The organism is Pseudarthrobacter sp. LMD1-1-1.1 (genome assembly GCF_040676255.1).
Classification (GTDB): domain Bacteria; phylum Actinomycetota; class Actinomycetes; order Actinomycetales; family Micrococcaceae; genus Arthrobacter.
This window is the reverse complement of record NZ_JBEGHP010000012.1, coordinates 792,214-813,779: the sequence shown is the minus strand read 5'-3', so window position 1 is coordinate 813,779 and position 21,566 is coordinate 792,214. Positions and strand designations below refer to the sequence as shown.

At 66.9% G+C, this 21,566-nt stretch carries 23 protein-coding genes; 12 read left to right on the top strand and 11 right to left on the bottom strand.

Features of this window, described 5'->3' with window-relative positions; all coding sequences use genetic code 11:
• Positions 1-104: 104 nt before the first annotated feature.
• From MRBLMD1_RS09415 to MRBLMD1_RS09400, 4 genes are read left to right on the top strand one after another with little or no spacing between them, the layout of a single operon-like run.
• Positions 105-821, top strand: a complete 717-nt coding sequence (locus MRBLMD1_RS09415) for a CoA transferase subunit A (protein WP_224024699.1) — start codon at positions 105-107, stop codon at positions 819-821.
• Positions 822-874: 53 nt separating this feature from the next.
• Complete coding sequence (locus tag MRBLMD1_RS09410; protein ID WP_224024697.1) at positions 875-2,314, top strand: short-chain fatty acid transporter; 1,440 nt, start codon at positions 875-877, stop codon at positions 2,312-2,314.
• A gap of 37 nt (positions 2,315-2,351) precedes the next feature.
• The gene (locus tag MRBLMD1_RS09405) at positions 2,352-3,023 is read left to right on the top strand and encodes a CoA transferase subunit B (protein ID WP_159633590.1); all 672 of its coding nucleotides are present in this window, start codon (positions 2,352-2,354) and stop codon (positions 3,021-3,023) included.
• Positions 3,020-4,204 (top strand): acetyl-CoA acetyltransferase, encoded by a 1,185-nt coding sequence (locus tag MRBLMD1_RS09400; protein WP_159633593.1) that lies wholly within the window; start codon positions 3,020-3,022, stop codon positions 4,202-4,204. The genes MRBLMD1_RS09405 and MRBLMD1_RS09400 overlap by 4 nt, the downstream gene beginning before the upstream one ends.
• A 126-nt stretch (positions 4,205-4,330) precedes the next feature.
• Here the strand turns inward: MRBLMD1_RS09400 and MRBLMD1_RS09395 are convergent, their stop codons facing one another.
• Both MRBLMD1_RS09395 and MRBLMD1_RS09390 read right to left on the bottom strand, forming a co-directional pair.
• Positions 4,331-5,014 carry an ankyrin repeat domain-containing protein gene (locus MRBLMD1_RS09395; RefSeq protein ID WP_307487762.1) on the bottom strand — a complete coding sequence of 228 codons (684 nt, stop codon included), beginning with the start codon at positions 5,012-5,014 and terminating at the stop codon, positions 4,331-4,333.
• A gap of 10 nt (positions 5,015-5,024) precedes the next feature.
• Entirely contained in the window at positions 5,025-5,597 is a 573-nt protein-coding gene (locus tag MRBLMD1_RS09390) for a GlcG/HbpS family heme-binding protein (RefSeq protein WP_201302468.1), read from the bottom strand.
• Positions 5,598-5,794: 197 nt separating this feature from the next.
• Here MRBLMD1_RS09390 and MRBLMD1_RS09385 point away from each other — a divergent pair, with 197 nt between their 5' ends.
• From MRBLMD1_RS09385 to MRBLMD1_RS09365, 5 genes are all read left to right on the top strand, one after another.
• A complete protein-coding gene (locus MRBLMD1_RS09385; RefSeq protein ID WP_307487760.1) occupies positions 5,795-7,024 on the top strand; it encodes a sensor histidine kinase in 1,230 nt (409 codons plus the stop codon).
• Positions 7,021-7,647 carry a response regulator gene (locus MRBLMD1_RS09380; RefSeq protein ID WP_224024691.1) on the top strand — a complete coding sequence of 209 codons (627 nt, stop codon included), beginning with the start codon at positions 7,021-7,023 and terminating at the stop codon, positions 7,645-7,647. The genes MRBLMD1_RS09385 and MRBLMD1_RS09380 overlap by 4 nt, the downstream gene beginning before the upstream one ends.
• Before the next feature lie 132 nt (positions 7,648-7,779).
• On the top strand, positions 7,780-7,983 hold the full coding sequence (locus MRBLMD1_RS09375; protein WP_009357211.1) for a cold-shock protein: 204 nt from the start codon (positions 7,780-7,782) through the stop codon (positions 7,981-7,983).
• Between the two features lie 121 nt (positions 7,984-8,104).
• The gene (locus MRBLMD1_RS09370) at positions 8,105-8,440 is read left to right on the top strand and encodes a hypothetical protein (protein ID WP_364399013.1); all 336 of its coding nucleotides are present in this window, start codon (positions 8,105-8,107) and stop codon (positions 8,438-8,440) included.
• A 50-nt stretch (positions 8,441-8,490) separates the two neighbouring features.
• Complete coding sequence (locus MRBLMD1_RS09365; RefSeq protein ID WP_364399011.1) at positions 8,491-9,276, top strand: MerR family transcriptional regulator; 786 nt, start codon at positions 8,491-8,493, stop codon at positions 9,274-9,276.
• 33 nt (positions 9,277-9,309) lie between these two features.
• Here MRBLMD1_RS09365 and MRBLMD1_RS09360 read toward each other — a convergent pair whose 3' ends face one another.
• From MRBLMD1_RS09360 to MRBLMD1_RS09345, 4 genes are all read right to left on the bottom strand, one after another.
• Positions 9,310-9,978, bottom strand: a complete 669-nt coding sequence (locus tag MRBLMD1_RS09360) for a DedA family protein (protein WP_159633609.1) — start codon at positions 9,976-9,978, stop codon at positions 9,310-9,312.
• 119 nt (positions 9,979-10,097) lie between these two features.
• Positions 10,098-10,874 (bottom strand): enoyl-CoA hydratase, encoded by a 777-nt coding sequence (locus MRBLMD1_RS09355; RefSeq protein ID WP_159633612.1) that lies wholly within the window; start codon positions 10,872-10,874, stop codon positions 10,098-10,100.
• Entirely contained in the window at positions 10,871-11,893 is a 1,023-nt protein-coding gene (gene mmsB / locus MRBLMD1_RS09350) for a 3-hydroxyisobutyrate dehydrogenase (protein ID WP_224024683.1), read from the bottom strand. The genes MRBLMD1_RS09355 and mmsB overlap by 4 nt, the downstream gene beginning before the upstream one ends.
• Positions 11,886-13,010, bottom strand: coding sequence for an enoyl-CoA hydratase/isomerase family protein (locus MRBLMD1_RS09345; RefSeq protein ID WP_364399009.1), 1,125 nt, complete (start codon positions 13,008-13,010; stop codon positions 11,886-11,888). The genes mmsB and MRBLMD1_RS09345 overlap by 8 nt, the downstream gene beginning before the upstream one ends.
• A 160-nt stretch (positions 13,011-13,170) precedes the next feature.
• Here MRBLMD1_RS09345 and MRBLMD1_RS09340 point away from each other — a divergent pair, with 160 nt between their 5' ends.
• Together MRBLMD1_RS09340 and MRBLMD1_RS09335 are read left to right on the top strand one after the other, a co-directional pair.
• Positions 13,171-13,977 (top strand): exodeoxyribonuclease III, encoded by an 807-nt coding sequence (locus MRBLMD1_RS09340; RefSeq protein ID WP_364399007.1) that lies wholly within the window; start codon positions 13,171-13,173, stop codon positions 13,975-13,977.
• 34 nt (positions 13,978-14,011) lie between these two features.
• Complete coding sequence (locus tag MRBLMD1_RS09335) at positions 14,012-14,902, top strand: hypothetical protein (RefSeq protein WP_224024678.1); 891 nt, start codon at positions 14,012-14,014, stop codon at positions 14,900-14,902.
• A gap of 20 nt (positions 14,903-14,922) precedes the next feature.
• Here MRBLMD1_RS09335 and MRBLMD1_RS09330 read toward each other — a convergent pair whose 3' ends face one another.
• The 5 genes from MRBLMD1_RS09330 to MRBLMD1_RS09310 all read right to left on the bottom strand — a co-directional run bounded on the left by MRBLMD1_RS09330 (position 14,923) and on the right by MRBLMD1_RS09310 (position 19,609).
• On the bottom strand, positions 14,923-15,978 hold the full coding sequence (locus MRBLMD1_RS09330; protein ID WP_224024677.1) for a LacI family DNA-binding transcriptional regulator: 1,056 nt from the start codon (positions 15,976-15,978) through the stop codon (positions 14,923-14,925).
• 155 nt (positions 15,979-16,133) lie between these two features.
• On the bottom strand, positions 16,134-16,382 hold the full coding sequence (locus MRBLMD1_RS09325) for a hypothetical protein (RefSeq protein ID WP_159633630.1): 249 nt from the start codon (positions 16,380-16,382) through the stop codon (positions 16,134-16,136).
• The gene (locus tag MRBLMD1_RS09320) at positions 16,379-17,278 is read right to left on the bottom strand and encodes a carbohydrate ABC transporter permease (RefSeq protein WP_159633633.1); all 900 of its coding nucleotides are present in this window, start codon (positions 17,276-17,278) and stop codon (positions 16,379-16,381) included. Before MRBLMD1_RS09320 ends, MRBLMD1_RS09325 begins: the two co-directional genes overlap by 4 nt.
• Positions 17,275-18,312 carry a carbohydrate ABC transporter permease gene (locus MRBLMD1_RS09315; protein WP_159633636.1) on the bottom strand — a complete coding sequence of 346 codons (1,038 nt, stop codon included), beginning with the start codon at positions 18,310-18,312 and terminating at the stop codon, positions 17,275-17,277. Before MRBLMD1_RS09315 ends, MRBLMD1_RS09320 begins: the two co-directional genes overlap by 4 nt.
• A 7-nt stretch (positions 18,313-18,319) precedes the next feature.
• Positions 18,320-19,609: an ABC transporter substrate-binding protein gene (locus MRBLMD1_RS09310; protein ID WP_364399003.1), complete on the bottom strand. Its 1,290-nt coding sequence runs from the start codon at positions 19,607-19,609 to the stop codon at positions 18,320-18,322.
• Positions 19,610-19,749: 140 nt separating this feature from the next.
• Here MRBLMD1_RS09310 and MRBLMD1_RS09305 point away from each other — a divergent pair, with 140 nt between their 5' ends.
• Positions 19,750-21,558 (top strand): glycoside hydrolase family 13 protein, encoded by a 1,809-nt coding sequence (locus MRBLMD1_RS09305; protein WP_364399001.1) that lies wholly within the window; start codon positions 19,750-19,752, stop codon positions 21,556-21,558.
• Positions 21,559-21,566 lie beyond the last annotated feature (8 nt).

Here is a 21,566-nt window from a genome sequence, read left to right as displayed (position 1 = left end):
CACAAACTAGTGATTCTTGACACGTTCTGCCGGGCGCCCGTAGTCTCCAAACTCAGATCCCAAGCGTCCACTAAGTGGACTACCGCGCTCAACGAGGAGACGTCATGAAGAAACTCCAGGCTTCTGCCGCCACGGCCCTGGAAGGGTCCCTGCAGGACGGCATCACCCTCGCCGTCGGCGGGTTCGGCTTGAGCGGCATCCCGGCCGACCTCATCGAAGCCGTCCGGGATTCCGGCGTGCGGGACCTCACTGTGGTCTCCAACAACATGGGTGTGGACGGCAAGGGGCTGGGCATCCTTATCGAGGCGGGCCAGGTCCGCAAGGTAATCGCCTCCTACGTGGGCGAAAACAAGCTGTTCGCCGAGCAGTACCTCGCCGGCAAGCTGGAAGTGGAGTTCACCCCGCAGGGCACCCTGGCTGAGCGCCTCCGCGCCGGCGGCGCCGGAATCCCGGCTTTCTACACCAAGACCGGGGTGGGCACCCTGGTGGCCGAAGGCAAGCCGCACGAGGTCTTCGACGGCGAAACATACGTCCAGGAGCGGGCCATCCGCGCCGACGTCGCACTGGTCCACGCCCACACCGCGGACACCGATGGCAACCTCGTCTACCGCTACACGGCCCGCAACTTCAACCCGGTGGTGGCCACGGCCGGGATCCTGACCGTTGCCGAGGCGGAAGTGATCGTGGAGCCCGGCGACCTGGACCCGAACCACATCGCCACCCCCGGCGTCTTTGTCCAGCGGCTGGTGCAGGCCACGGACCGGGTCAAGGACATCGAGCAGCGAACCGTCCGGCCGCGCACCGGCCTTGTCCCGGCCTGACCGGACCCACGCCAGCCCCTGAAACACAGTACTCAATGGAGAGAAACACCCTCATGACCAGCACGCAGACCACCCACCAGGACGTCCGCCAGAAGGGTTTGGCCCGGATGGCTGAAACGCTGGCCGGGTGGACGCAGAAGTGGTTCCCGGACGCCTATATCTTTGCCCTGGCGGGCGTGCTGCTGGTGGCCATCGCGGCCCTGGCCATCGGCGCCTCACCCAAGGCTGTGGTCGATTCGTTCGGCAACGGGTTCTGGGACCTCACGGCCTTCACTCTGCAGATGGCCATGGTGGTACTGACCGGCTACGTCGTGGCAACCTCGCCGCCCGTGGCCAGGCTGATTGAGCGGCTGGCCCAGGTTCCCGGCTCCGCCCGCTCCGCCGTCAGCTTCGTGGCGGTCCTGTCCATGTCCGTCTCGTTCGTGAACTGGGGCCTGAGCCTGATCTTCGGCGGCCTCCTGGCGCGGGCCGTGGCCCGGCGCAAGGACCTGCACGTGGACTACCGGGCACTGGGCGCCGCGGCCTTCATGGGGCTGGGTGCCGTCTGGGCCCTGGGCATGTCCTCCTCCGCCGCCCAGCTACAGGCAACCAAGGCCTCCATTCCGCCGGCGCTGCTGAAGATCACCGGCGTCCTGGATTTCGGGACCACCATCTTCACCTGGCAGTCCCTGCTGACCCTGGCCATCCTGATGCTGCTGACCACAGTCATCGCGCACTTCTCGGCCCCGACGGGAGCCGGCGTGAAGACGGCGGCCGATCTCGGCGTCGACCTTGATGACCAGCCCGAACCGCCGGCCGAAAAGTCCCGGCCCGGCGAATGGCTGGAATACAGCAGGGTCCTGCCCATCCTGGCCGGCGTGCTGACCCTGGGCTGGCTGGTGTCCCAGCTGCTGACCCTGCCCATCCTCAGCGTGGTCAGTTCACTCAACGGATACCTGCTGGTCTTCCTGATGCTGGGGCTGGTGCTGCACGGCACCCCACGCAAATTCCTGCAGTCGGTCACCAAGGCCGTACCCGCCACGGCAGGAATCCTGGTGCAGTTTCCGCTGTATGCAGCGATGGCCGCCATCCTCACCAAGGCCCAGGGGGCCGGTGGCCTGTCGGTGTCCGAACACCTGGCACACTTCTTCACCAGCATCGGCGGCAACGGGGCATTCGCCGTCATCATCGCCATCTATACGGCCATCCTGGGCATGTTCGTCCCGTCCGGCGGCGGAAAGTGGCTGGTGGAGGCGCCCTACGTCATGCAGTCCGCCACGGACGTGAACATGAACCTTGGCTGGACCGTGCAGATCTACAACATGGCCGAGGCCCTGCCCAACCTCGTCAACCCGTTCTTCATGCTCCCGCTGCTCGCGGTGCTGGGCCTGCGGGCCCGGGACCTGGTGGGCTTCACGTTCCAGCAGTTCCTGTTCCACCTGCCGGTGGTGCTGCTGCTCGCGTGGCTGCTGGGCATGACGTTCGAGTTCGTGCCGCCGGTAATACCCAACTAAGTCAACGGGAACAGCTACAAGACCAAGGAGAAACCCCATGGGATGGACCAGGGATGAAATGGCTGCCATCGCGGCCGAGGAACTGAACGACGGCGACTACGTGAACCTGGGGATCGGCATCCCCACGCTGGTGGCCAACAACCTGCCCGACGGCGTGCGGGTGGTCCTGCAGAGCGAGAACGGCCTGCTGGGCATGGGCCCCTTCCCCTACGAGGGCGAGGAGGACGCGGACCTGATCAACGCCGGCAAGCAGACCGTCACGGTCCTGCCCGGCGGCAGCATCTTCGATTCCGCCACCTCGTTCGGCATGATCCGCGGCGGACACGTCAAGGTGGCCATCCTGGGCGCCATGCAGGTCTCCGGCAACGGCGACCTGGCCAACTGGACCATCCCGGGAAAGATGGTTAAAGGCATGGGCGGCGCCATGGACCTGGTGGCCGGGACCCCGCGCGTCGTGGTCCTCACCGAGCACAACGCCAAGGACGGCAGCGCAAAGATTGTGCGCGAGTGCACGCTGCCGCTGACCGGGCTCAGCTGCGTGGACCGGATCATCAGCGACCTCGCCGTCTTCGATCTGCACAAGGCGGACGACGGCGGCCGGCAGCTCACCCTGACCCGGCTGGCTCCGGGGGTCACCGTGGACGAGATCCGGGAAAAGACCGAAGCCGGCTTTGAGGTCCGGCTCGAGAATGAGGAAGTGGCGGCATGAGCCTGAAGGAACAGTTCGGCAAGGATGTCCTGCTCACCGGCTGGGGACACAGCCGATTCGGCAAGCTGACGGAGGAGACCCTCGAGTCCCTGATCGTCCAGGTGGCCACCGAAGCGATCGGCAATGCCGGAATCGACCCCGGGCAGATCGACGAGATCTACGTGGGCCAGTTCAACTCCGGCATGATGCCGCTGGCGTTCCCGTCCTCGCTGGCCCTGCAGGTCTCCCCGGCCCTGGCCAACGTGCCCTCCACCCGGGTGGAAAACGCCTGCGCCTCGGGGTCGGCCGCCTTCCAGCAGGGCACCAAGTCGCTGCTGGCCGGCACCGCGAAAACCGTCCTGGTGATCGGCGCCGAGAAGATGACCCACGCCGGTGCAGACGTGGTGGGCGCCGCCCTGCTCGGCGCTGACTACGACATGGCCGGCAAGCCCTCCACCACCGGCTTCACCGGACTTTTCGCCGAGGTCGCGAAGCACTACGAAAAGCGGCACGGACCTGTTTCCGACGTACTGGGCAGCATCGCGGCCAAGAACCACCGCAACGGCGTCGACAACCCGTATGCCCAGCTCCGGAAGGATCTTGGCGAGGAATTCTGCCGCACCGTCTCGGACAGGAACCCCATGGTGGCGGACCCGCTGCGCCGCACCGACTGTTCGCCCGTCTCCGACGGTGCGGCCGCCGTCGTGCTGTCCGTCTCCCCCACCGGCGGCGCTACCGCCCCGGTCCGGCTCGCGGGCTTCGGTCAGGCCAACGACTTTTTCCCCGCCGACCGCAGGGACCCCACCGCCTTCGCCGCCACCCGCGCGTCCTGGCAGCTGGCGCTGGGGATGGCGGGCGTCGGCCTGGCGGACCTGGACTTCGCCGAGGTGCATGACTGCTTCACCATCGCCGAGCTGCTCATGTACGAGGCCATCGGCCTGGCCGAACCCGGCCAGGGGGCCAGGGCAGTAAACGAAGGCTGGGTCTTCAAGGACGGCAAGCTTCCCATCAACGTCTCCGGCGGCCTGAAGGCCAAGGGCCACCCGGTGGGTGCCACCGGCGTTTCCCAGCACGTCATCGCCGCCATGCAGCTCACCGGTACTGCGGGCGACATGCAGCTCCCGGCGCCACGGCGGGCGGCTGTGCAGAACATGGGCGGCGTGGGCATCGCGAACTATGTGAGCGTGCTGGAAGCGGTCTGAGCTGACAGCCCGCTGAATCTCCCCGGATTCAAAGCCCGACGGCGGCGCGTCGCACCAAGAGTGCGGCGCGCCGCCGTCGTTAACCGGCAAAGGTGGGCAAGCCCGGCGGTCCGGCACCCCGACCGGCTAACCCTGGCCGCGTATCACGGCGGCTATCCCTGAAAAGCCGAGCCGCTCAGCGTTCTGCAGCGCCGTCCGGCCTTCCGGGTCGCGGATTCCGGGGTCTGCGCCGGCCGCCAGCAGCAGCCGCACCACCTCCTGCTGGCGCGGGCCGCCGTCGTTGAGCAGGATGGCCTCCTGCATGGCGGTCCAGCCAAGGTTGTTGACATGGTTGACAGGCACTCCGGCGTTGATGAGGATCGTCACTGTTTCCACGTGTCCGTGCTCGCTGGCCGGGATCAACGCCGTCCCCCCGTAGCGGTTGGTGCTGGTGACGTCTGCCCCGGAGGCCAGCGTCAGCTGCAGGACGTCGTTGAGCCCTTCAGCTCCGGCGAACAGGAACGCAGAGTCCTGGATAGGGTCCTTGGCGTTGACGTTGCCACCCCGGCCGATGAGTTCGGCCACCAACGCGGCGTTGTTGGCTTTGGCGGCCACGATAAGGTCCTGGTCCAGCCTTGCCTGGTCCGCGGGCGTCAGCGCCGGTGGGGACGCAGAGGAGGGCGGCGCGGGCGTCCCGGCACCGGGGCTGACCGAGGCAACGGGCGGCGGGGTATCCACTCCCTGCGGCTGGCCGGGACTGGCCTGGCACGCGGCCAGGAGCAACCCCAGCGCGGCCACGGTCATGAGTGCTGCGGTGCTGCCGGGCCTCAACGCGTCCAGCCTATTTCGCGGCGCCGGCGATGGCCTCCGCGCCTGCCGCCGCGCAGGCTTCATCCAGGGCGCCGTCAGGGGCCCCGCCGACGCCGATGCCGGCCACGGAGACACCGTTGACCTTCAGTGGAACACCGCCTGCGAGAAACAGGGTGCCCGGCAGATCCGCGATGGAGGGACCGTTGCCGTTGACGCGCCTGGCCAACTCGCTGGTGGGGGCACCGAACGCGGCTGCCGTATAGGCCTTCTGCTTTGCCGCCTCGATGGTGTGGGCGGCGGCATTGTCACCCCGGAGCAAGGCCTGGACAGTACCAAAGCGGTCAACGAGGGCCACCGTGACGAACGGCATCTTGTCGGCCTGGCACTTCGCGAGCGCCGCCGTGACGGCCTGGGCCGAGGCGCCGGCGGCAATGCGGTTTTGCTGCACCACCGTTTCCGGAGCCGGCTGGACATCAACGGCAGGTACGACGACGGGTGCTTCCGTAGTGCCCGCGGTACCGGCGTTGGCGGCAGCCGTTGCTCCGGCAGTGATCATGAGGGCTCCGGCTGCGGCGGCGGCGAGGGCTTTGGTGGACTTCTTCAAGGTGTTTCCTTAGGTCAGGGAGGGATCGTGTTGCCGCTATCCATGCTTTCGGGAAACACCGGACCTGGCATCGGGCCTTCGTCTGGTCCCGGCTCCGACGAAAGGCCAGCCGTATCAGCCAAAAGGCTGAGGCACGGGAGAACCCGTGAGCCCTAGCATGGAAGGCAGCACTTCCCGCCACCAGATCCGGATCCAGCATGCCCGCCAGAAACACCACCCAACACACCGGGCCAGCCCAAGCCGCCGCCGGTCAGGGCGCCGGATCCCGCCGTCCGCTGCTTCCCAATGCCACAGGCCGGCCGGGCAGCATCGAAGCAGCCGTCCACCTGGGCTTCGCCGTCCTCCTGGTGGCCTCGGTGGTCCGCTACGTCATGCGGCATACCCCGGCCGACAATCTCCTGGTCCTGGGGCTCGCCGTTGCCGCTTGCCTGCTCTACGCCGTCGTGGCCCTGCTCTCGGTACAGGACCGCCGCGGAACCCCCTGGATGGTGGCCCTGGTGGCCGTCTGGGCGGTCCTGGTTGTGGCTGCACCGAGTTTCGCGTGGTGTTCCTTCGCTCTTTTCTTCCTCTGCAGGAGCGCCCTGCGCGGTGCCGCGTCCTATGTCCTGGCCGGCGCCATCACACTCGCCACCGCAGCCGGCCTGTTCCGGCTGGGCAACGGTACCGACCTGGCCATGCTTTTGGGGCCCTTGGCCGTGGGCGTCATGCTGACATTGATTTACGACCGGATACAGCACGACGCCGAGGAGCAGCGCCGCCTGCATGCGGACATTTCCCTGGCCCAGGGCCAACTGGCCGCCAGCGAGCGACGGGCGGGCACCATTGCCGAACGGGAGCGGGTGTCGCGGGAAATCCATGACACTGTCACCCAGGGCCTCGCCAGCAGCTTGCTCCTGCTCGAGGCCGCCGGCCGTGGATGGCCCAGTGCAGCAGCCCGTGACGGCCTTCTCCAGGCCACCAGCCTGCTCCGCGCGAACCTGGCGGAGACCCGGAGCCTGGTCCATGAGCTGGCCTCGCCCGGTTTGGAATCGGTTCCCTTGCCGGAGGCACTGCTGGCCACCGCCCGCCAGTACGTTCCCGGGACCACGCTGCTGGTGACCGGTGAGCTGCGGCCGGTCTCCCCTGATGTTCGCCACGCCCTGCTGCGCGTCGTGCAAAGCGCGGCGTCGAACATCCTGCTCCACGCTGCGGCGTCGGCGGCCACAGTAACGCTGGGCTTCCTGCCGGACGCCGTGACCTTGGATATTTACGACGACGGCGCCGGCTTCGATCCGGGGGCGGCGGCTCCGCCGTCGCACACGGGAGGCTACGGGCTGCGGGCCATGCGGCAGCGGGTGGAGCAGCTGGGCGGAACATTCTCCGTGCAGAGCGCCCCCGGCGACGGAACAATCGTGGCGGCGCAGCTGCCGGTGGAGGCGGGCGCATGAACAACATCACCGTCCTGCTGGTGGACGACCACCTGGTAGTCAGGAGCGGACTGCGCGCACTGCTCAGCACGGAGCCGGACATCGAGGTGGTGGCCGAAGCCGCGTCCGGCGAGGATGCCGTGCACCTGGCCCAGGCGTTCTCCCCCGCGGTGGTGGTGATGGACCTTGCCATGGGGCCGGGCATGGATGGGCTCGAAGCGATCAGGCGGATCAGGGACCTCAACGGCCGGCAGGCCATCCTCGTGTTCACCACGTACGATTCCGACGCCGACATCGTCCGTGCCGTGGATGCCGGCGCCATGGGCTACCTGTTGAAGGATGCTGCTCCGGAGGAGATTTTTGCCGCCATCAGGGGGGCGGCCGTGGGCAGAAGCGTGATGAGCCCGCCGGTGGCATCCCGGCTGTTCCAGCAGCTCCGCAATCCCGACGAAGTCCTGACGCCGCGGGAGGCCGAGCTGCTGGGCCTCCTCACCGAGGGCCTCAGCAACCGCGAACTCGGCCGGCGGCTTTTTATCTCCGAGGCCACGGTCAAAACCCATCTGGCGCACATCTACGCCAAACTCGGGGTGGACACCAGGGCGGCCGCCATCGCCACCGCGATACGGCGCGAGGGCATGCGTTGACGGCACTTTATGGCGCATACCCTTGCACCCAGAGCCTGCGCCCCGTACGTTGGGGTCTGTGGGGGACTAACTCCCGCACACTCCGGGACGATCCCCGGGGAGAGAATCAGAGTCACATGAAGGAATGCAGCCATGGCAACAGGCACAGTTAAATGGTTCAACGCCGAAAAGGGTTTTGGCTTCATTGCCCCCGATGACGGGTCCGCTGACGTATTCGCCCACTACTCGGCAATCGCCACCAGCGGCTACCGCTCACTGGACGAGAACCAGAAGGTCGAATTCGATGTGACCCAGGGCCCCAAGGGCCCGCAGGCAGAGAACATCCGCCCGCTCTAAGTCTTCGGCGGCCTCCGGCATACGCCGGGACCCCATCCAGCGGTTCCTCCAACCCAGGTTGGAGGGGCCGCTGTTTTTGTACCCGGCGTCTCTGGGTTTCCGCATTTGGGATAATTGATTCATGACCGGACAGGACCAGGACAGGGATCCCTGGGAGGAGTTTGACTCCCTTGGCCCCGCAGCGCCGGACCGCGTCCCCGCACAGCCCGGCGGGGAGCCGCACGGCTTCGGGTTCCGGACGGGGGTCCGCAGCGCCCGGGTGGCTGTCGGATTCGCCGTCTACGCGCTGGCCCTGGGGACCATCCTGGCCCTGACCGGGTGCGTCGTCTTCATCAGCCGGCAGCAGTGGCTGCTGCTGGGCCTCATGCTGCTCATCGAGGCCATCTTTGTTTTCGCCTTCACGCGTTTAGTGGCCCAGGCCAGGCGCCGGAGGCCCCACGGCCGGCGGGTCGGGTGACGGTCCGCCGCCCTTGACCTTGACGCAGCGTCAATGCCTAGGCTCGGTGCATGCAGGATTTCTACGACGCCGGTGGCAAGGACTGGTCCATCCAGGACGTAGCCAGGCTCGCCGGCACCACCAGCCGCACGCTCCGGCACTATGACCGCATCGGCCTGCTGACGCCCAGCCGGGTGGGCCACAACGGTTACCGGTATTACGACGGCGCCGCCCTCCTTCAGCTCCAGCGCATCCTTTTGCTGCGGGAACTGGGCCTGGGCCTGCCGGCGATCGCGGAGCTCCTTGAGCGCCGGGCGGATCCCGTAGCGGCGCTCAGCCGCCATCTCGACTGGCTCGCGCGGGAGCAGCAGCGGCTGGCCCTGCAGGCCGAATCCGTCCGGCGAACAATCGAAACAGTAAAGGCAGGAGGCCAGCTGATGGCAGAGAACATGTTCCAGGGCTTCGACCACACCGAATACAAGGATGAAGTTGAAGAACGGTGGGGCAAGGATGCCTACGCCGCATCCGACTCATGGTGGCGCGGCATGGGGGCAGCGGAAAAGCGGGAATGGAAGTCCCGGGCAGAGGGCCTTGCCCGGGACTGGACGGCGGCTGCGGGAGCCGGGGTTCCTGCGGACGGGCCGGAAGCCCGGGAGCTGGCAGGGCGGCACGTGGCGTGGCTGAAGTCCATCCCCGGAACGCCTGCGGCCCAGAGCGGCGGGGATATCCGGGGATACGTCACCGGACTGGCGGACATGTACGTGGAGGACCCCCGTTTCGCCGCGAATTACGGCGGTGTCGAGGGGGCACGCTTCGTCCGGGAGGCCCTGCACAGCTTCGCGGAGACGTACCTCTAGGACACCCGGCCTCCAGGGCACCGGGAGGCGGCCTCAGCGGCGCGCATCCTCCCGTTGGGCCCTGGCCCGCTTGGTCCGCCGGACGACGAGCAGCACCACCGCAACGGCCAATGCGCCATAGACCGCGTAGTTCAGGAACCTGGAGTACTCCTCTATGAGCTGGTACTGCGTGCCCAGGAGGTAGCCCAGCCCGATGAGGGCGCCGTTCCACAGCCCGCTGCCGGCAAGGGTGAAAAGAGTGAATGTTCCCAGCGGCATGGCCGCCGCGCCCGCCGGCAGGGAGATCAGGCTGCGGACCCCGGGCAGCAGGCGGCCGAAGAAAATGGACGATCTGCCGTGCCGCCGGAACCAGCCCGCCGCGTGCTCGAAGTCTTCCCGGTCCACCAGCGGCAGCTTGGACAACCCTCGGATGGACCGGTCAAGCCCCAGCTTTGCCCCCAGCAGGTAGAGCAGCAGCGCCCCCAGATACGCACCAAGGGTACTGGTGGCAAAGACGAGGAAGAGATTCAGGGAGCCCTGCTTGGCCAGATAGCCCGCAAGCGGCAGGATCACCTCGCTGGGGATGGGCGGCACCACGGTCTCCGCCAGGGTAAACGCCCCGACACCCCACTCCCCCAGCGTGTCGATGGACCTCGCCGCAAAGCCCACGATGCCCGTAAGTCCCTCGGTGGGGCTGGCTGCACCGGTGATCATCGTCCACATACGCCTACCCCGTTCCGCTGCATGACGTGGCCGCGTGCTGGCCCGTACTGTCTACCTTACGGGGACCGGCGGACGCATGCCGTGCCGGCCCCGCCCGGCAGGGCATGCATGGGCCCGGACTAGCGGTGCTTGAATTCCGGCTGCCGCTTCCCGCTGAACGCCGCCATGCCTTCCTTCTGGTCCTCCGTGGCGAACAGGGAGTGGAAGAGCCGCCGTTCAAACACCACCCCCTGGGCCAGCCCCGTTTCGAAGGCAGCATTCACGGCTTCCTTCGCTGCCATCGCCGCAGGCTTTGACTTCCCGGCGATCACCCCGGCTGCCGTGAGTGCCTCGGACACCACGTCTGCCGCCGGAACCACCCGGGAGACCAGCCCGCACCGCTCTGCTTCCTCCGCGTCGATGAACCGGCCGGTGAGGATCATGTCCATGGCCTTGGCCTTGCCCACGGCCCGCGTGAGGCGCTGCGAGCCGCCCATGCCGGGGAGCACGCCCAGGTTGATTTCCGGCTGCCCGAACTTGGCGTTGTCCCCCGCGATGATCAGGTCGCACATCATGGCCAGTTCGCAGCCGCCGCCCAGGGCAAAGCCGGATACCGCGGCGATGGTGGGGATCCGCAGGCGGGTGAAGTCTTCCCAGCCCCGGAACCAGTCCGCCACGTACATGTCCATGTAGCCCTGGTCCGCCATCTCCTTGATGTCGGCGCCCGCGGCGAAGGCCTTGCCCGAACCGGTAATCACGACGGCGCCGACCCCGGGATCGGAATCCATGGCGGTCACGGCGGCCACCAGCTCTTCCATGGTGGCCTTGTTCAGCGCGTTCAGTGCCGAGGGCCTGTTGAGGGTCACCAGCCCTACCCTGCCCTGCTGCTCCACCAGGATGTTGGCGTACTCCGTCATTCGGGACTCCCGTCGTCGTGTGCTGTTGTGGCCCTGCGCCGGTCCGGCAACTCCGTGCCGTGCTCCGCTGCGGGACCGTCGCCGGCCTGCCGCTCCGATGCGCCGCGGATTTCGGTGATGATGGCGGAAAAGTCGCGGCCCGCGCCGCCCTCCGCGGCAAACCTATCGTAGATCCGGGCCGCGAGCGCTCCCATCTGACCTGCCACCCCGGTACTGTCGAGCGCGTTGACGGCCAGGTTGAGGTCCTTGGCCATGAGGGCCGAAGCGAATCCCGGCTGGTAGTCCCTGTTGGCGGGGCTGGTGGGGACCGGCCCTGGCACGGGACAGTTGGTGGTCAGCGCCCAGCACTGCCCTGACGCGGCGGACGCGACGTCGAACAGGGCCTGGTGCGTCAGGCCCAGCTTTTCCCCCAGCACGAAAGCCTCGCTGACTGCGATCATCGAGACGCCCAGGATCATGTTGTTGCAGATTTTGGCGGCCTGGCCCGCTCCATGGGCACCACAGTGCACCGCCCGCTTGCCCATCACCTCCAGGAGCGGCCGCACTGCCTCGAAGTCCTCCGCCTCACCGCCGGCCATGAAGGTCAAGGTGCCTGCCTCCGCGCCCACCACGCCGCCGGAAACGGGGGCATCGACGGAACGGTGGCCCGCTTCGATGGCCAGGCGGGCTGCTTCCCGCGCCTCTTCCACATTGATGGTTGAGCAGTCCAGGAACATGGTCCCGGGCCGCGCGGCAGCCAGCAGCCCGGGTTCCTCCGGTTGTCCAGGATTTCCAGCGCCGCCCCGGTAGGCGTCCAGGACGTGCCGGCCGCTGGGGAACATGGTCAGCACCACGTCGGCGCCCGCCGTCGCATCGACCGCGCTGGTCGCCACCGGAACACCCTGTGCCCGGGCAGCCTCCACGGCTGCCGGCACCACGTCGAACCCGGTCACGCGGTAACCGGCACGGACCAGGTTCACGGCCATGGGACCGCCCATGTGTCCAAGGCCCAAAAAGGCCACACTGCCCTTTTCAGGCATGGTCCGCCTCCTTCACTTCCAGGTCCGGCCCAGGCTGCAGGTCCAGTTCCCCGCCGTCCAGCGGCTGGAAGAACCTGTCCATCTGCGCGGGCAGCACCTCGGCCAGCGTGGCCGGCTTCCACTGCGGGTTCCTGTCCTTGTCCACCACCTGGGCGCGGATACCCTCGCGGAAATCAGGGCCGGCCAGGAGGCGGATTCCTACCCGGTATTCCTGGGCCAGGGCCTCATCAAGGGTCAGGTTTGCGGCCCGGCGCAGGGACGCCAGGGTGACCTTGACCGAGGTGGGTGACTTGGCTTCGATGGTGTCCGCCGCGTCCGTGGCATCTTCCTGGCCGGGCCCGGTCCAGGCGCGGAGCCGGGCCACAATTTCCCCGGCATCGTCGCTGGCGTAGCAGGCATCGATCCAGTCCCGATGCCCGGACAGTGCCGAGGCCGGAGGCTGTTCGGCGCAGCGGGCGACGGCGGCTTCCGGGCTTTCGTCCTCAAGCGCCGCCACCAGCCCGGGCAGCGCGTGCGAGGGGACGTAATGGTCGGCAAGGCCCAGGAACAGGGCATCCCCTGCGTCCAGGTGTGCACCGGTCAGGGCGGCATGGGTTCCCGTTTGGCCCGGCGCGCGGGACAGCAGGAAGGTGCCGCCGACGTCGGGGGCGAACCCGATGGTGGTTTCCGGCATCCCCATCCTGGTCCGCTCCGTGACCACGCGGACATTCCCGTGCGCCGAGACACCCACCCCGCCGCCAAGGACCAGGCCGTCCATGAGGGCAACGTACGGCTTGGGATAGCGGGCGATGAGCGAGTTCACGCGGTACTCGGTCTGCCAGAAGCCGGCGGTCCGGTTTCCGCCGTGCAGCATGTCCCGGTAGATGGCCACGATGTCTCCGCCCGCGCACAGGCCCCGCTCCCCGGCGCCCTGCACCAGGACGGCCGCCACGCCGTCGTCCCCTGCCCATGCGGTGAGCTGCCGCAGGAGCAGGTCCACCATTCCGGCGGTGAGCGCGTTGACCGCCCGTGGCCTGTTGAGGGTGATCACGCCGAGCCGGCCGCGGCGGTCAAACAGCACTTCCGCGGTTCCCTTTCCTGCCGTGCTGTCCGTGGTGTTGCCCGTAGCTGCCGTCATCGGCTGGTGCTCCTTCGCATGGTGTCCGGACGTGTGATCCAGGTCATTCTGGTGCGAATATACCCGCCGCCTGCTGCCCGGGACCAACCGTGCCCGCGCCGCGGGCGGGGCCTTTCGGGGGCTTTACCTGCCGCGCGGCTGCCAAGGTAAGTTAGGAACCGTGAAGATAGCTACCTGGAATGTGAACTCGCTCCGTGCCCGCGCCGACCGCGTCGAAGCCTGGCTCCAGCGCAGCGACTGCGATGTCCTGGCCATCCAGGAGACCAAGTGCAAGGACGACAACTTTCCGTGGGAACTCTTTGAACGGATGGGCTACGAGGTAGCCCACTTCGGGGTGAACCAGTGGAACGGCGTGGCCATCGCTTCCCGGGTGGGGCTTGAGGACGTGGAACGGACGTTCCTGGACCAGCCCTCGTTCGGCAAGGCCGGCAAGGATCCCGTCCAGGAAGCCCGGGCCATGGCTGCCACCTGCGGCGGCATCCGCGTCTGGAGCCTCTACGTCCCCAACGGCCGCTCGCTGGACGACGAACACATGCCGTACAAGCTCAAGTGGCTGGAAAGCCTGAAGACCCATGCCCAGGGACTGGTGACCGATGACCCCCAGGCGCAGGTGGCGCTGATGGGCGACTGGAACATCGCTCCATTCGACGACGACGTCTGGGACATCGACCTGTTCATCGCCAACCGGTCCACGCACGTCAGCCCGCCCGAGCGTGCGGCGTTCCACGCGTTCGAATCGGCGGGATTCACCGATGTGGTGCGCCCCTACACCCCGGGCCCGGGCGTCTACACCTACTGGGACTACACCCAGCTGCGGTTCCCCAAGAAGGAGGGCATGCGGATCGACTTCGTCCTGGCCTCCCCCGCGCTGGCGGCCCGCGTCACCGGCGCCTCGATCGACCGCGAGGAACGCAAGGGCAAGGGCGCTTCTGACCACGCACCCGTGCTGGTGGAACTGGCGGACTGATGACTGCACCCTGGACCCTTCCAAGGAGACCGTGATGACGGGAAACCTCTACCGGGGCCAGGCCGGCCTGCCATTTTCCTCCACCCTGCGCGTCTACGAGCCCCTGGAAGCCTTCCCGGAGGAACAACGCCCGGCCATCAAGGCCGCGGGCGCTCAGGCCGTGTCCCGCGCCGCCGTCGAAAACGCGGAACTGCTGGCGTCGCTGGGACGTATCACCCGCACGGGCGGCGATCCGTTCCCCACGGGCCGCACCGACCTGGTGCGAGTCACCACGGCGCCGGAGCCGGAAGGCGGAACGACCGACGACGGTGCTGACGCCGGCACTGAGCCGGTCCTCCTGTATTGCCCCAGCCAGCTTGTCCTGCGCGCCGGGCTGGCCGCGAACGCCCTGATGGAGGGAATCCACGGTCCACTGGCCGAGCTGCTGATTCCGGAGGAGCAGCGGGACCGGCACCAGGAGCGGATCGACCTGGTGAAGGCCCGTGACGGTTCCGTCCGCGTCCATACCCGGGCCTCAACCTGGGGCATCCCGTTCAGCTGGTTCTCGTTGTTCATGGAGTCCGACCGCAAGGATGTGGTGGAAGCCGCCGGGCGCATCCTCACCGTCCGCGTCTGGACGCCCATCACCGACGCCCTGGAGCGGGCCCGCTACGCGGTGGCCAACCTGGCCCTCGCCGCCCCGGACCTGGACATGCTCGATGACCTGGCGCAGCTGACGGAATGGCTTGAACTGTTCCACGTGAACTCCATGGTGGAGCTGGACTACGGCGCCGTGGCGGACAAGGTGTACCCGGACGAGTCCCCCATGGACATCAGGCTGGGCATCGAATGCCTGGCCGAGGGTGACATGACCGGCGCCGCCGCGGCCTACCGGCGGCTGGCCTCACGCTGGATCCCCATCCGGCAGCTGGCCCGCGCGTCGTAACGGTCCCCGGTTCCTGGCTGTTACAGGTTTTGGGGCGGCGCAGTGGTGCGCCGGATGATCAGTTCGTGGGGGGCGACGGCGGAACGCACCGCCCCTGCCTCGCCATCCAGTTCGTCCAGCAGCATCTTGGTGGCCAGTTCGGCCTGCTCGTCCGGGCGTTGCCCCACGGTGGTCAGGCCTATGGCGTCGGCAAAGTCGTGGTTGTCGATGCCCACCACGGACAGTTCGCCGGGAACGCTGACGCCCAAGCGGTTGGCCTCAAAAATAACCCCCATGGCCATTTCGTCCGAGGCGCAAAAGATGGCGGTGGGCTTCTGCCCCGGCCGGGACCACAGCCGGCGCAAGGCTTCCTGGCCGCTGCGGACGGTGAAGTCCCCCCACTCATCCCATTCCGGCCGCGTCGGCAGCCCGGCCGCCGCCATGACGTCCTTGAAGGCCAGGATGCGCACCCGGGGAACGTCGAAGTTCAGGTCGGTCTCGTCGTCGCCATGCAGCAGGGCGATGTCCCGGTGGCCGAGGTCGATCAGGTGCCGGACCGCGGTTGAGGCGGCGGCGTAGTCGTCGATGCCGATATACGGGCATTCCTCAACGTGCCCTCCCACCACAATCAGGGGTATATCGATCTTCTGCAGGTGCTCGATCTCTTCGTGGCTGAGCGCCATGCACAGGACCAGCAGGGCATCGATCTGCTTGTACACCATGGTCTTGCTGAAAAGCCGTTCGCGGTTGCTGCCATGGCCGCCAAGGTTGAACAGCGAGAGATTATAGTGGCGGGCGTGCAGTTCCCGGTCGGCGCCCTCGATGGCTTTGGAGAAGAACCAGCGGCTGACGAATGGGGCCAGGACGCCAATGGTCTTGGTCCGTCCGGTGGCCAGGCCGGAGGCCGACGAAGACGCGACGTAGCCCAGGTCCCCTGCGACTTCCAGGATCTTCTTCCGGGTGGCCGGCGAAACCCGCGGCAATCCGCGGACGGCCCGGGAGACTGTGGCTGTTGAGACTCCGGCGGCAGCCGCCACGTCCTCGATGCTGACGCCGTTATGGCCGCCCCGCTGGGACCTTTCCGTTGTCCGTGCCACCGTGTCCCCTCTTCAACTCCTTTGCGGCGTAGGGCCGGCCGGCCCTGCGTTTACCCCGGCCCTGTATTTTTCCACTCCGCGGGCAGGCAGTGGTAACCGGTCCGCTGGCTGCGTAGGCACCCACCATCACGGCGGCGGCCCGGCGCCGACCATTCCTACCTGCGGGCGGGGAGTTTCCGGCGCAGCCGCACCATGCCATACAGGGCCAGCAAAGTTGCCAGCAGTCCCAGCGCCCATCCAAGGGCAGGCTGGGCAGTAACTTCCATCCACACGGTGACCACCAGGAGGACCAGCGCCCAGAATGCGAGGAAGCCAATGATGATGTCGAAGTCCTCACCCGAGCGGACCAACCGGCTGCGGTTTCCCGCCCCCGGGATGCGGGGGCGGGAACCGTTGTCCGTCACTTGACTGCACCTGCCGTGAGGCCGGCGACAATCTTGCGCTGGAAGACCAGCACCAGGATCACCAGCGGAATGGTGACAATGGTGCCTGCGGCCATGATTGCCGTGTACGGGATCTGGTTGGGCTGTGCACCGGCGAAGTTGGCGATGGCCACCGTCACCGGCTGGGTTGCGTCGCTGGACAGCTGGCTGGCAATCAGGAACTCATTCCACGAGGAAATGAACGCCAGGATTGCCGTGGTGAAGATTGCCGGTGCAGCCAGGGGCATGATGACCTTGCGGAAGGCCTGTCCCTGGGTGCAGCCGTCCACGCGGGCCGACTCCTCAAGCTCCCACGGCATTTCCCGGAAGAACGAGGTCATGGTGTAGACCGTCAGCGGGAGCACGAAGGAGATGTTCGGGATGATCAGCGCCTGGTACGTCCCCATCCAGCCGATGTTGGTGAACAGCTGGAAGAGCGGGGTGATCAGGGCAACGCCGGGGAACATGGAGGCTCCCAGGATGAAGCCGAGCACCAGGAACTTGCCCTTGAAGTTCAAACGGGCCAAGGCGTAGGCCGCGAACACACCGATCAGCAGCGAGACGGCCGTGACCACCCCGCCGATGAACACACTGTTCAGCAGAGCCTGGCCGAACCTGTTGCCGAAGGACGTGTCAAAGGCTGTCGTGAAGTTGTCCAGCGTGACGTGCGTGGGAAGGATCGAGGTGTCGTACGTGAAGCCCACCTCGCGGAACGCGGTGACCACCATCCAGTAGGCCGGTGCCAGGCACCAGAGCAGGATGATGGCGGCGCTCAGGTAGGTCCGCCCCTGCGCCCACTTTTCCCGGTTCTGCGCAGCCTTGCGGCCCTTGTCCTGGCGGGCCCGGAGTGCCGAGGCGTCTGCTGTTGCCGTGGTCATTTCTTCCCCTTTCCTGTGGCGCCACTCTGCTCAACCACGTTTGCCCCGAGGAAGCGGACAAAGATGAAGGCGACGAGGAAGATGATGATGAAGGTGATGGTGGACAGCGCAGCCGCCGCATTGAAGCCTTGCCTGATTTGGTTGATCACCAGGATGGACAAGGTGGTGGTGTTATTGGCACCGCCGGTGAGGATGTACGGCAGGTCGAACATGCGCAGCGCATCCAGCGTACGGAACAGGATCGCCACCATGAGGGCTGGCTTGACCAGCGGAAGCGTGATCAGCCGGAACCGCTGCCAGGCAGTGGTTCCGTCCACCTTGGCTGCCTCGTAGACTTCTGCCGGGATCATCTGCAAGCCTGCCAGGATCAGCAGCGCCATGAACGGCGTGGTCTTCCATACGTCGGCGATGATCACGGCCCACTTGGCCGGCCACTCGCTGCCCGTCCACAGGATAGTGGTGTTGAACAGCTTGTTGGCGATGCCTTCGAAGGCGAAGATAAAGAACCAGAGCTTGGCCGTCACAGCGGTAGGGATGGCCCAGGGCACCAGCACGGCGGCGCGGACCAGGCTGCGTCCGCGGAACGTGCGGGCCATGATCATGGCCATCCAGAAACCGAGGACGGTTTCCAGTGCCACCGTTACCACCGTGAAGAAGAACGTGGTGGCCGTGGCGGACCAGAACTGGCCGCCCAGGGTGCCCGGCGGGCAGGCGACGGTTCCGCCGCCCGGCGCCGAACACTGCTGCGCCAGCCAGTTGACGTAGTTCTGAATTCCCGCTGGGCCGCCCGCGGTGAAGAGGCCCGTGGCCGGATCCAGGCCGGCATCCTTCTGGAAGGACATGACGATGGCGCTGATGATCGGGTAAACGATCACCACGGCCAGGGCGATGATGGTGGGGGCGAGGAGCCAGGAGGCCCAGCGCCCCTGGCTTGCAATCCTGTTGTCCTCCCCCACGCCCTTGGGCGCGTGATGGACGGGGGTACCGCCCGACGCCGGTGACTTGACCGGCGTCGGGCCTAGTTCGGTTGCCATGGCAGAACTACGATCCCGCACCGGCGGATTCGATGGACTTCTGCATGTCAGAGAGTGCGGTTTCCACGGACTTTTCTCCCTTGATTGCGGAGTAGGCGTTCTCTTGGATTGCCTTGGTGACAGCCGGGTAGAACGGCGTAACGGGACGCGGTACGGCGTTTTCGATGGACGTCTTCAGGACCGGCAGGTAGGGCAGCTTGGCAACGAGTTCCTGGTCCTCATACAGCGAACCAAGCACGGGGGCCAGCGAGCCCTGAGTGGCGTAGAACTTCTCGGTTTCGGCCGAGGTCATGAACTTCATGAAGTCGAGCGCGGTGGCCTTGTTCTTGGAGTAGACGCTGGTGGCGAGGTTGTGGCCACCCAGCGAGGAGGCACCCGGGCCGCTCTTGCCCGGCAGGGCTGCCAGGCCGGTCCTGTCCTTCACAGTGGATGAGCCTTCAGTGGTGATCAGGTTGAACGCGTACGGCCAGTTGCGGAGGAACAGGAGCTTGCCGCTCTGGAAGGCCTGCCGGCTGTCCTCTTCCTTGTACGTGATGGCTTCCTTGGGGATGTTGCCGTCAGCGTAGGCCTTCGCCAGGTTGCCCAGGCCGGCCTTGGCCTCGGCGGTGTTCAGGTCCGGCTTTCCATCCTTGTTAAGGACGGATCCGCCCGCGGAGTTGATGGCCTCGGAAGCATTTACCGTGAGGCCCTCATATTTGCTGAACTGGCCTGCGTAGCAGCCGATGTTGTTCTGCTTGGCGATGGAGCACATGCTCATCATCTCGTCCCAGGTCTTGGGCGGGGTGGGGACCAGGTCCTTGCGGTAGTACAGGATGCCGCCGTCGGAGGTCTGGGGAGCCGCGTACAGGGTGCCCTTGTACGTGGCGCTGTCCACGGTGGGCTTGAGCATGGCGCTGGTGTCGATCGCCATCTTGTCCTTCAGCGGCTGCAGCCAGCCCTTCGCTGCGAACTCCGCGGTCCAGACAACGTCCACATCCACGACGTCGTAATCGGACTGCTTGGCCTGGAAGTGCTGGACCAGGTCGTCGTGCTGCTGGTCCGCCTGGTCGGTCTGTTCCTTGAAGGTGACCTTTTCGTTCGGGTGGGCCGCATTCCACTTATCGACCAGGGGGCGGACAACGTTGCTGTTGTCCTTGCCCTGGACATACGTGATGGGGCCGCGGCCGTCGAGGTTGGCGTCAGCGTCGCTGCCCCCACCACCCGTGGTGCCCCCTCCACCCCCGCCACCGCAGGCGGACAACGTAAGGGCCAGAATGCCGGCAGTGGCAGCCGGAAGCAGGAATCTCGGGGTTTTCATTAGCTTGAAGCTCCTCGCTGAGTGACAAGTAAGTCGACAGTGCGCTTGCTAGGTGAGGTTGATGTGGTGACCATCACACTAGTAAGGTTGCTGTCTGCAATGCAAGCGTTTACATCAAAAAGTTATCAGAGGGGAACCAAATGCCCGATCCGTCCGTTCCCGCGCCGCGTCCAGCCTCCTCTGCCTGGTGGGCCGACGCCGTGGTCTACCAGATCTACCCCCGCTCGTTCGCCGATGGCAACGGCGATGGCATGGGCGACCTGGGCGGCGTCACCGGCAGGCTTCCCTACCTTCGCGCCCTCGGGGTGGACGCCGTCTGGCTCTCACCCTTCTACAAGTCGCCGCAGGCAGACGGCGGTTACGACGTGGCAGACTACCGCCAGGTGGACCCCCTCTTCGGCTCGCTGGCCGACTTCGACACCATGTTGCAGGAAGCTCACCGCCTCGGCCTGAAGGTCATTGTGGACCTCGTTCCCAACCACACCTCGGATGAACATGCATGGTTCCAGGAGGCGCTGGCGTCCGCCCCCGGGAGCCCGGCACGGGACCGGTATATCTTCAGGGACGGCAAGGACGAGGTGCCGGGATCCGGCGACGGCAACCGGGCTCCCAACAACTGGAAATCCATCTTCGGCGGGCCGGCCTGGAGCCGCGTGAATGAAGCCGACGGGTCACCGGGCCAGTGGTACCTGCACCTCTTTGACACCCGGCAACCGGACCTGAACTGGGACAACCCGGAAGTCCAGGAGGAGATGCGTTCAGTGCTGCGCTTCTGGCTGGACCGCGGCGCCGACGGCTTCCGGGTGGACGTCGCCCACGGATTGGTGAAGGAGGCAGGGCTTCCGGACTGGGAGGGCGTTGCAGCCATGGTGGAGGGAACCTCCGGACCCCACCGGGAAAGCCACCTGCCCGGTGATGCGCCGCACGCCCACACCGATGCCGAGGAACCCCACAGGGCAGTATCTCCCATGTATCCGCCGTCGCCCTTTTTCGACCAGGACGGGGTCCACGCCATCTACCGGGACTGGAACCGCGTCCTTGCCGAATATGGCGGGGACCGCATGATGGTGGCCGAGGCCTGGGTGGAACCGGCCGAGCGCCTGGCCCGCTATGTCCGGCCAGACGAAATGCAGCAGGCCTTCAACTTCGATTTCCTGCTGGCAGGGTGGGATGCCGAGCGCATGGCGGACGCCATCGACGCATCCCTGGCAGCGGCAGCATCAGTGGGGGCCCCGTGTACGTGGGTGCTCAGCAACCACGACACCGTACGGCACACCACCCGGTTTGGCCTCAAGGATCCCACGACGTTCCCGAAGGGCATCGGCCCCGCCGACGAACAGCCGGACGCGGCGCTGGGCCTTGCGCGCGCCCGTGCCGCCACGCTGGTTGAGCTGGCGCTGCCTGGGTCCGCCTACCTCTACCAGGGTGAGGAACTGGGACTTCCCGAGCACACTGCGCTTCCTGACTCCGCCAGGCAGGACCCCACATTCTTCCGGACGGGTGGGGCTGAAATCGGGCGTGACGGCTGCCGTGTCCCGCTGCCGTGGGTCCAGGACCAGCCCGGGTTCGGATTCTCCGGGGCACTCTCCGCCAACGCGTCCGGGCCATGGCTTCCCCAGCCGGAAAGCTTTGGCCCCTTGGCCGCGGACCAGCAGGATGGCGAGGAGGGCTCAACCCTTGAGCTCTACCGGGCAGCGCTGGCCTTCAGGTCAGCACAGCAACTGGGCAGCGGCAGCGTGGAATGGACTGATGAACACGCGCCGGACAGTGGACTGCTGGCGTTCCGGAACGGGGATGTAGTGGTCCTGTCCAACATGGGCTTCGCCTCCGCCCCTGTGCCGGAGGGCTACACCGTGGCGCTCTCCAGCGGTCCCGAACCGGCCGATGAATGGGCCGGGATGCGGGAGATTCCCGTGGACAGCACGGTGTACCTTCTGGGCGGCCGGTAGCAGCAGGG

Bases quoted from the DNA above. Each gene is read 5' to 3' on its own strand.
- MRBLMD1_RS09415 (WP_224024699.1), top strand. From the start codon at position 105: ATGAAGAAACTCCAGGCTTCTGCCGCCACGGCCCTGGAAGGGTCCCTG.
- MRBLMD1_RS09410 (WP_224024697.1), top strand. From the start codon at position 875: ATGACCAGCACGCAGACCACCCACCAGGACGTCCGCCAGAAGGGTTTG.
- MRBLMD1_RS09405 (WP_159633590.1), top strand. From the start codon at position 2,352: ATGGGATGGACCAGGGATGAAATGGCTGCCATCGCGGCCGAGGAACTG.
- MRBLMD1_RS09400 (WP_159633593.1), top strand. From the start codon at position 3,020: ATGAGCCTGAAGGAACAGTTCGGCAAGGATGTCCTGCTCACCGGCTGG.
- MRBLMD1_RS09385 (WP_307487760.1), top strand. From the start codon at position 5,795: ATGCCCGCCAGAAACACCACCCAACACACCGGGCCAGCCCAAGCCGCC.
- MRBLMD1_RS09380 (WP_224024691.1), top strand. From the start codon at position 7,021: ATGAACAACATCACCGTCCTGCTGGTGGACGACCACCTGGTAGTCAGG.
- MRBLMD1_RS09375 (WP_009357211.1), top strand. From the start codon at position 7,780: ATGGCAACAGGCACAGTTAAATGGTTCAACGCCGAAAAGGGTTTTGGC.
- MRBLMD1_RS09370 (WP_364399013.1), top strand. From the start codon at position 8,105: ATGACCGGACAGGACCAGGACAGGGATCCCTGGGAGGAGTTTGACTCC.
- MRBLMD1_RS09365 (WP_364399011.1), top strand. From the start codon at position 8,491: ATGCAGGATTTCTACGACGCCGGTGGCAAGGACTGGTCCATCCAGGAC.
- MRBLMD1_RS09360 (WP_159633609.1), bottom strand. From the start codon at position 9,978: ATGTGGACGATGATCACCGGTGCAGCCAGCCCCACCGAGGGACTTACG.
- MRBLMD1_RS09355 (WP_159633612.1), bottom strand. From the start codon at position 10,874: ATGACGGAGTACGCCAACATCCTGGTGGAGCAGCAGGGCAGGGTAGGG.
- mmsB (WP_224024683.1), bottom strand. From the start codon at position 11,893: ATGCCTGAAAAGGGCAGTGTGGCCTTTTTGGGCCTTGGACACATGGGC.
- MRBLMD1_RS09345 (WP_364399009.1), bottom strand. From the start codon at position 13,010: ATGACGGCAGCTACGGGCAACACCACGGACAGCACGGCAGGAAAGGGA.
- MRBLMD1_RS09335 (WP_224024678.1), top strand. From the start codon at position 14,012: ATGACGGGAAACCTCTACCGGGGCCAGGCCGGCCTGCCATTTTCCTCC.
- MRBLMD1_RS09320 (WP_159633633.1), bottom strand. From the start codon at position 17,278: ATGACCACGGCAACAGCAGACGCCTCGGCACTCCGGGCCCGCCAGGAC.
- MRBLMD1_RS09315 (WP_159633636.1), bottom strand. From the start codon at position 18,312: ATGGCAACCGAACTAGGCCCGACGCCGGTCAAGTCACCGGCGTCGGGC.
- MRBLMD1_RS09310 (WP_364399003.1), bottom strand. From the start codon at position 19,609: ATGAAAACCCCGAGATTCCTGCTTCCGGCTGCCACTGCCGGCATTCTG.
- MRBLMD1_RS09305 (WP_364399001.1), top strand. From the start codon at position 19,750: ATGCCCGATCCGTCCGTTCCCGCGCCGCGTCCAGCCTCCTCTGCCTGG.